The organism is Aquabacterium sp. CECT 9606, from assembly GCF_918741295.1.
Lineage (GTDB): Bacteria > Pseudomonadota > Gammaproteobacteria > Burkholderiales > Burkholderiaceae_C > Aquabacterium.
The window spans coordinates 20,688-29,576 of the sequence record NZ_CAKKNB010000009.1 but is presented as its reverse complement, the minus strand read 5'-3'; the positions used below and the strand labels follow the sequence as shown (position 1 = coordinate 29,576).

Below are 8,889 nucleotides of genomic sequence, written 5' to 3'. Positions count from 1 at the left end.
GTGCTCAACACCGATGGCAGCTACACCTACACGCCAGCCACCAACTTCAATGGCACCGACGCCTTCACCTACAAGGCCAACGATGGCACGGCCAACTCCGCCCTGGCCACCGTCACCATCACCGTCACGCCGGTCAACGACGCCCCCGTCATCGCCACCAACGCCCTGACCATCAACCAGGGTGGCACCGCCGAGCCCCAGTTGCTGGTCACCGATGCAGACAACGCCAATGCCGATTTGCTGATCAACGCCAGCAGCATCCTGGGCGGGCACTTCGCCAATGCGACCACCGGCAACACCATCACCCAGTTCACCATGGCCGATGTGGCCGCTCACCAGGTGGTGTTCGTCCATGACGACAGCCAGCAGGCGCCCAGCTATGTCTTGTCCGCCAGCGACGGCGTGGCCACCACCAGCGCCTCCGCCGTGCAAACCAGCTTCACGCTGACACCACCCCCGCCCCCCGCGCCAACACCGGTGATATCGACCCCGCCGCCAACGCCTCCCGCCCCGCCTGCGCCGCCCGACACCAGCGAGAGCGATGGCGACAGTGACAAGGCTGAAGAGTCGGTGAACACGGGGGTCATCGCGGCCGCAGGCACGGGCTCGGCTCAGTCAGGCGCGCCCATCAACCGCCTGTCCTTCTTCGTGGACGCGAACAACCTTGCGCCCACCAACGCGGGCATCGTGGTCGTGCCACCGGCCAACCAGTACGGCGTGGACCTCAACAACCGCGTCATCACTGCCAGCACCGTGGCCGCCGCCAGCGAGGACACCTTCCGCTACTCATGGCTGCGCGCCCTGAACACCACGCTCAGCGACACCGAAAACCTGCGCAACAGCCTGGATGCCCTGCGCGAGCAATTGCAGAACGACGGCCTGGAACGCCGCCACCTGGTGGCCTCGTCCATCGCCGTGTCCACCGGCCTGTCGGTCGGCTACGTGATCTGGCTGGTGCGCGGCGGCGCCCTCATCGGCTCCATGTTATCGGCCATGCCGGCCTGGCAGATGATTGACCCGCTGCCCGTGTTGGCCCGGAGCCGCGGCACACGCCAGGCCGATACCGGCGAGGGCGACGATGCCTCCATCGAACACATCTTCGATGACGACGATGGCCCCGCCCCGCCACCACGGCCTGCCCCACCACCACCCACCCCGCCCACCATCGAAGAGGCCGCGCCATGAAGCGCCTGGCCACCCGCTTCTACCTGGCCATGGGCCTGTCATCCCTCCTGGTGACGATCGCCCTGGCCGCCACCTACCTGGGCCTGATCCCCGACCGCGAAGCGCTGGTGCGCCAGCACCGCGCCGTGCTGTCCGAGACCCTGGCCACCAGCGCCTCGGTGCTGCTGAACGAGGACGACACCAGCACGCTGGAACAAGCCTTGAAAATGGCCATCGAGCGGGAGCCTTCGCTGTTGTCCATCGGTATCCGCCGCGCCGACCGCAGCACCCTGCTGGCCCTGGGGGCGCATGAAGACTGGCAACCCACTTCGAGCGAGCAATCCACCGATGCGCAGGTGCAGGTGCCCCTGTGGCATGACGGGGCCGCTTGGGGGCAGCTGGAGCTGCGCTACTCGCCACTTCGGCATGAAGGCTGGCTGGGCTACCTGGACGACCCCTCGCTGCGTCTGAGTGCCTTCCTGTTCGTCTCCAGCTTCATCGCCTTCTCGCTTTACCTGGGCCGCATGCTGCGCCACCTGGACCCATCCCAAGCGATCCCTTCACGCGTGCGCTCGGCCCTGGACACCCTGACCGAAGGCCTCATGGTGTTGGACGCGCAAGGCCACACCGTGCTGGCCAACCAGTCGCTGGCCACCATCATGGGCGTCGAGCCCGATGCCCTCCTGGGCAGGTCAGCCGCCAGCCTGCCCTGGACCGACCGCGAAGGCCAGCCCCTGGTCACGCCGCTGCTGCCCTGGCAACAGGCCATCGACGAAAAGCAGACGCGCCGCGATGTGCTCATGTACCTGAGCACCGCTCGTGGCCAGCGCTACACCTTCCGCGTCAACTGCTCGCCCATCCTGGCCGCCGAGAAACCGCAAGGCGTGCTCATCAGTTTCCAGGACATCACCGAACTCGAAGAGAAAGAAGTGGCCCTGCAAGCCGCCAAGGAAGAGGCCGACACCGCCAACCGCGCCAAGAGCGATTTCCTGGCCAACATGAGCCACGAGATCCGCACCCCGATGAACGCCATCCTGGGCTTCACCGAACTGCTGCGCCGCCGCGCGCCCACCGCCCACAACGCCGACGAACAACGCCGCCACCTGGAGACCATCCACTCCAGCGGCCAGCAGCTGCTGGAGCTGATCAACGATATCTTGGATTTGTCCAAGGTCGAGTCCGGCCGCCTGGAGCTGGAGCGCGTGCGCTTCGCGCCGCACACCGTGGTCAGCGACGTCATCCGCGTGCTCGAGGTCAAGGCGCTGGAGAAGAAGCTGCTGCTGCGCATGGACCTGCCCCAGCCATTGCCCGCCACCATCGAAGGCGACCCCTCGCGCCTGCGCCAGATCATCACCAACCTGATCGGCAACGCGCTCAAGTTCACGCAGCAAGGCCAGGTCACCGTCAGCCTGCACCTGGACACCCACGCCTACCCGGCCACTTACCGCATCGACATCGCCGACACCGGCGTGGGCATCGCGCCCGACAAGATCGAATCGGTGTTCGAGCCTTTTGTGCAGGCCGAGACCTCGACCACGCGCCACTTCGGCGGCACCGGCCTGGGGCTGACCATCAGCCGGCGCTTCGCCAAGGCCATGGGGGGCGACATCACCGTCACCAGCAAGTTGGGTCAGGGCAGCGTCTTCCACGTCAGCTTCGACCCCGGCATGATCAAGGGCATCCCCTTCCTCAGCCCGGACGAGATGCTCCGCCAGGCCTCGGAGCTGGCCGTGCAAGCCACCGTCCACTGGCGCTTTCCGCCGCGCCGCGTGCTGGTGGTGGACGACGGCGCCGAGAACCGTGAACTGGTGCGCCTGGTGCTGGAAGAAACCGGCCTGGTCGTGGCCGAGGCCATCAACGGCCAGGAGGCCCTGGACATGGTCGCCCAGAGCAGCTTTGACCTGGTGTTGATGGACATGCAGATGCCCGTGATGGACGGCGTGGTGGCCACCCGCCTGCTGCGCGAGCGTGGCGTCAAGACCCCGATCCTGGCCCTGACCGCCAACGCCATGAAGGGCTTCGAGCAAGAGATCAACCAAGCCGGCTTCTCGGGCTTCCACACCAAGCCTTTGAACATCGGCACCTTGCTGACCGACCTGGCCCAGCGGCTGGGCGGTGAATGCCTGGCGCCCGAGGAAGTCCTCAAGCTCCGCGGCGCACCTGCCGACAACACAGGGAGTAGCGGCCCGGCCACCGGTCCTTCCGACAACAGCCCCTTGGTCTCCCGCTTGTCACAACACCCCAAATTGCGAAAAGTGGTGACCCGGTTCATGGACGAGTTCCCGGGCAAATTGGCATTGATGAAGCAATCCTTGGATCAGAACGACTTGAAAGAACTCGCTCTGCACGCCCACTGGCTCAAAGGCGCCGGCGGCAGCGTGGGTTTTGACGCGTACTTCGAGCCCGCCCGCCACCTGGAAGCGGCTTGCACGGTGGACGACGCCGTGCAGGCGGGCCACTGGCTGCAGCACATTGAAGAGCTCGGCCAGCGCATGGTGCTGGACGCGCCGCCCGGAGTGCCCGCATGAGCCGAGACCTCGTGGCCATGACCACGCCGTGGGATGGTGCCCTGGTGATGATGGTGGACGACGAGTCCATGATGACCGACGTCATCCAGACCCACCTCGAAGATGCCGGCTACACCCGTTTCGTGGCCTGCAACGACCCGCGCGAGGCCGTTCAATTGATCCGCCAGCACCAGCCCGATGTGCTGCTGCTGGACCTGATGATGCCCGGCGTGTCCGGCTTCGACGTGTTGCAGGCCGTGCGTGCCGACGAGGCCCTGCAGTACACCCCCGTCATCGTGCTGACCGCGGCGAGCGATCCAGCCACCAAGTTGCGAGCACTCGAGTTGGGCGCCACCGAGTTTCTCTCTAAACCTGTCGACTCCAGCGAGCTGGTCCTGCGGGTGCGCAACACCCTGGCCTTCAAGCGCTACCAGGATCGCCTGGCCTACGTGGACATGGTGACCGGCCTGTCCAACCGCGAGCGCTTCACGCGCCGCCTGGACGAAGCCCTGCAACACGCCCTGCCCCAGCAGCACATGCTGGGCCTGCTGCACCTGGGTTGCGAGCAATTCCGCCAGACCCGCGAGACGCTGGGCCCCCGGGCTGCCGACACATTGCTGCAGCAAGTGGCCACGCGCCTGCTCAACGTCGTCGTCGCGCCCCAGGATCGTGACTCCGCCGCCCTGCACCCCGAATCCCTGGGACTGGCCCGCGTCGACAGCCAGGACTTTGCCTTGATCCTGCCTGAGATGGCCCAGGCCGAAGACGCCGCCACCCTGGCCAAGCAGGTGATCCAGGAGCTGGCCGCGCCGTTCCAGATCGATGGCCACGACATCTTCCTGGTGCCGCACATCGGCATCGCCTTGGCGCCCAGCGATGGACAAACCGCCAATGGCCTGCTCAAAAGCGCCGACCTGGCCTGCTCCAAGGTCAAGGGCCACGGCAAATCGGGTTATGAATTTTTCTCGGCCGAACTGACGGCCCGCTCGATCGAGCGCCTGACGCTGACCAACCAGTTGCGCCTGGCCATCCACCGCCATGAGCTGCGCCTGCACTACCAACCGAAGGTCTGCATGCGCACCGGCCGCATTCTCGGGGCCGAGGCCCTGATCCGCTGGCAACACCCCGACCATGGCTTGCTGCTGCCCGGCCGTTTCGTGCCCCTGGCCGAAGAGACCGGTCTGATCGTCGAGATCGGCGACTGGGTCACGCAAGAGGCCTGCCGCCAGATGGCGCAATGGCATCAGCAAGGCCTGCGCGACCTGAAGGTGTCGATCAACGTGGCCAAGCCGCAGTTCGACAACGGCCACTTCCTGCAATACCTGCAGAAAGTGCTGGCCCGCACGCAACTGCCGCCCGAATGGCTGATGGTCGAGGTGACCGAAAGCATGCTGGTCAGCGACGTGGCCTGGGCGCTCAAGCAGATGAACGATTTGCAAGGTCTGGGTGTGCGCCTGTCGATCGACGACTTCGGCACCGGCTATTCATCGCTGAGCTACCTCAAGCGCTTCCCGGCCGATGAGCTGAAGATTGACCGATCTTTCATCATCGACCTGCCCGGTCAAACCAAGGACCAGGCCATCGTGCAGACGGTGGTGTCTCTGGGTCACAGCCTGAGCATGCAGGTGGTGGCCGAAGGTGTGGAAGAAGAAGACCAGTTGCGCATCCTTCAGCGCATGGGCTGCGACGTGCTGCAGGGCTTCCTGTTCAGCAAGGCCGTGCCGCCGCAAGCCTTCGAGGCCTTGCTGCAGGGCTCATCGGCCCTGGACCTGATCAGGCCCCCGGTGCCCCTGGGCGCCTGAACTCATCAATCCGGCAAGCGCCAGAAGAACCCAGCCCACAGGCCATTGCCCGCCGCGCTGGCCAGCACGATCACCTCGCCAGGCTGGCCGCGCCCTGAACTCATGAAGCCATGCAGCGCCGCCAGCGAACTGGCCGCCCCCAGGCAACCCTGCGTGTCCAGTTCATGGAAGATCCGCGCATCCGGCTGGCCCAGGGCTTCATGGGCGATGCCCATCTGTCGCGGTGACACGGCATAGGGCAAGAAATGCTTCACGCGGGCGCAGACCGGCGCAAAGCGCTCGGCCAGCTCACGTGGAAAACGCCCCCACAGGCGCGACAGGTCGGCCAGGTGCACCTGATCTGGCTTGTGAAAGCGGTAGTCCATGATGGCCTCGGTCGGCGGCAGCTGGCCGGGGATGGTGGTGGACACGCCCTGCAAGGTACTTTGGCCGCTCATGCCGCCCAGAAAACTCTCGGCCTGGCTGCCATCGCTGGCCAGGATGCAGGCGCCCGCCCCATCGCCATACAACAGGGCCGAACCGATGTCGCCTGGCAACAAGAACGGCGAGGCCGCCTCCACACCAATGATCAGCACCGGCCCCGCGCCCTGGCTGATCAGGCCCTGCGCCGTGAACCAGGCCAGCAAGGCCCCCACGCCGCCCGCGCGCACGTCAAAGCACACGGGGTTGGACAACCCTTCATCGCAGCCCAAGGCCTTGCCAATGCGGGCCGTCATCGAGGCGCTGATCACCGGCGGCGTCGAGGTGGCGCAGATCACGGCCGACAACTCCAATGCCCGCAGGCCTGCGGCCGCCAAGGCCCGCTGCCCCGCCAGCACGGCCAGGTCGATGGCGTCGGCACCCAGCACCCACTGGCGTGTGCGCACCGTGGGCTCCGGCGCCGGGGCCGCCCCACGCTGGGCCGCGCGTTCGGCCTTGGCCTGCAGCTGCGCTCGCCAATCGGGGCCCAACACGCGCTCGTGCAGCGCGTCGTTGTCCAGCTCGACTCCGCGTTGCCCTTGGGGGGCCAGGTCCACGGGGCGCGCCACCGAGGTCGACACCAGGCGAAGGCCCGGGCAAGCTTGCATCAACAGGTTCATACGCGTTTCTTCTGGCCCGCCCAGTAGGGCTCGCGCAGCTTGGCTTTCTCGATCTTGCCCGCGGCGTTGCGCGGGATGGCGGTGAGCAATTCCACCTTGGTGGGGCACTTGTAGCGCGCCAGGCTCTGGCGGCAATGGGCGATCAGCACGCGAGGCTCAAAGGCCGCCCCCTCGACCAGCGTGACGTAAGCCAGCACCTCTTCGCCCCAAAGCTCATGCGGTATGCCGATCACGGCGCAGTCGGTCACCACCGGGTGCGAGGCCAGTGCCAGCTCGATCTCGCGCGGGTAAATGTTCTCGCCGCCCAGCACGATCATGTCCTTGACGCGGTCGACGATGGTCAGGTAGCGCTCGTCATCCAGCGTGCCCAGATCGCCCGTCCAGAGCCAGCCGTCGCGGTTCGCTTCGACGCTGGCCTCGGGCAGGTTCCAGTAACCCGGAGAGACGCAAGGCCCACGCGCCACCACCTCGCCCACCGCGCCCACGGGCACGTCCTGGCCGTCGGGATCGACCACGCGGATGTGCGTGCCCAGCATCTCGCGGCCCGCTGAGGCCAATCTTGCCAAGGCGCGGGGCGAACCATCGAGCACATGGTCTTCAGGCCGCAGGATGGTCAGCAGGCCCGCGGTTTCGCTCAGGCCATAGCCCTGGAAGAAGCGGCATTGCAAGCGGGCCATGGCCTGCTCCAGCAGCGCCACGGGCATGGGCGCGGCGCCATAGGCCACAAAGCGCAGGTGGGCGAACTTCAGTTGGTCCACGCCCGGCTCGGCAAAGAGCCAACGCAGCATGGCAGGCACCATCAGGGTGTGGGTCACGGGCTCTTGCGCCAGGCAGCGTGCCGCAGGCATGGGCTCGAACTCGGTCAGCAGACGCAAGGTGGTGCAGGTGGCCGCGCAGGTCATCACCATCAGGGCGCCGCCCACATGGAACAGGGGCGTGACCTGCAAAAAGCGATCCTCGCCAGGGCGCAAATCGAAATCGCTCAGCAAGGCGGCGATGGCAGCGGCCAGGTTGGCGTGCGTCAACACCGCGCCTTTGGGCCGGCCCGTGGTGCCGCTGGTGTAGATCTGAACCAAGGGCGCGTGCACAGCCTCGGGGGGACGGGCTTGCAGTGCATCGCCCAGCAGCGTGCTGGCCGACATGAGCTGATCCAGTTGATCCCAGCCCGCAGGCGCCTGGTCCAGGGCCACCCAATGGCTAACCCCGGCGATCTCTTGACGCACCGGATCCAGGTTGCGCGCATACCCGGCCTCGGCCACCACCATGGTGGGCGAGGCATCCGTCAGTATCCAGCGCAGCTCGGGCACGCTCAGGCGCCAGTTGAGGGGCACCACCACGGCATCCACCCGCGCGGCAGCGTAATAAAGCGCCGCGTATTCCCAGCGGTTCTTGGACAGCACCGCCACGCGGTCGCCCGCTTGCAGGCCGCGGCTTTGCAGCACGGCGGCCAGGCGCCGCACCTCATCGGCGAACTCGCCATAGCTCAGGCTGCGACGGGCATCCACCACCGCCGGGAAGTTGGGAAACAGGCGCGCACTGCGCCACAGGTAGGTGTCAATGGTCATCTCAAGCCCAGTTCGATCCCGCCACTGACGGGCAGGCACACGCCGGTGACATAGCTGGCCAGCGGCGAAGACAAAAAGGCGATCACGGCGGCCACTTCTTCGGGCGTGCCCGCGCGGCCCACCGCCGCACGCGCGCCCAGCGCGGCGCGCACGGTGTCGGACACGGCGCCGCGCGTGCGTTCGGTGTCGATGAAGCCGGGCTCCACCAGGTTGCACGTCACCCCAAAGCGCGACACCTCCAGGGCCAGGCTGCGCACCAGGCCTTGCAGGCCGGACTTGGCGGCGGCATAAGCCACCTGGCCATGCGCGCCCAGCTCGCTGGCGGTTGAGCCCACAAAGACGAGGCGGCCAAAGCCTGCTTGCTTCATATGGGGCACACACAGCCGGGCCAGGCGCAGCCCCGCGAACAGCACGCTGTCCATCACGCCATGCAGGTCCGCGATGGGCACGTTCTCGATCACGCCGAAGGCCGCGGGCTGGCTGGCGTTGTGCACCACCACATCCACCGATCGATCCAGCGCGGCCAGTGCTTGCCAGAAGGCCTCATCGGCCAGATCGCCGACCAAGGCCTGCGCCGATCCACCCAAGGCGCGGATCTCACCCACGGCCTCGTGCAATCGCTGTTCATGCCGACCAGTCAGCACCACGTGCAGGCCTTGGGCCGCCAGGGCCAGGGCCGTGGCCTTGCCGATGCCGCGCCCAGCCCCGGTCACCAGCGCGGTGAGGCCCGGTGGGTGGGCAAGCCCAGGCTGGTCCATGTCTTCAGGCACGC

General features: G+C 66.9%; 6 protein-coding genes. 3 read left to right on the top strand and 3 right to left on the bottom strand.

The annotated features are described in order from the left end of the window. The 3 genes from LQ232_RS23360 to LQ232_RS23350 all read left to right on the top strand — a co-directional run. On the top strand, nt 1–1,185 hold a 1,185-nt coding region (locus LQ232_RS23360; protein ID WP_230182804.1), incomplete at its 5' end, for a cadherin-like domain-containing protein. After that, a complete protein-coding gene (locus LQ232_RS23355; protein ID WP_230182803.1) occupies nt 1,182–3,692 on the top strand; it encodes an ATP-binding protein in 2,511 nt (836 codons plus the stop codon). The genes LQ232_RS23360 and LQ232_RS23355, both read left to right, overlap by 4 nt. Continuing rightward, entirely contained in the window at nt 3,689–5,473 is a 1,785-nt protein-coding gene (locus LQ232_RS23350; RefSeq protein ID WP_230182802.1) for an EAL domain-containing protein, read from the top strand. The genes LQ232_RS23355 and LQ232_RS23350 overlap by 4 nt, the downstream gene beginning before the upstream one ends. Nucleotides 5,474–5,478: 5 nt before the next feature. On the opposite strand, the gene LQ232_RS23345 is transcribed toward LQ232_RS23350, so the two are convergent. From LQ232_RS23345 to LQ232_RS23335, 3 genes are read right to left on the bottom strand one after another with little or no spacing between them, the layout of a single operon-like run. Further along, entirely contained in the window at nt 5,479–6,552 is a 1,074-nt protein-coding gene (locus LQ232_RS23345; RefSeq protein WP_230182801.1) for a 3-oxoacyl-[acyl-carrier-protein] synthase III C-terminal domain-containing protein, read from the bottom strand. Continuing rightward, nucleotides 6,549–8,117 (bottom strand): long-chain-fatty-acid--CoA ligase, encoded by a 1,569-nt coding sequence (locus tag LQ232_RS23340; RefSeq protein WP_230182800.1) that lies wholly within the window; start codon nt 8,115–8,117, stop codon nt 6,549–6,551. Before LQ232_RS23340 ends, LQ232_RS23345 begins: the two co-directional genes overlap by 4 nt. Next, nucleotides 8,114–8,887 (bottom strand): SDR family NAD(P)-dependent oxidoreductase, encoded by a 774-nt coding sequence (locus tag LQ232_RS23335; protein ID WP_230182799.1) that lies wholly within the window; start codon nt 8,885–8,887, stop codon nt 8,114–8,116. The genes LQ232_RS23340 and LQ232_RS23335 overlap by 4 nt, the downstream gene beginning before the upstream one ends. Nucleotides 8,888–8,889 lie beyond the last annotated feature (2 nt).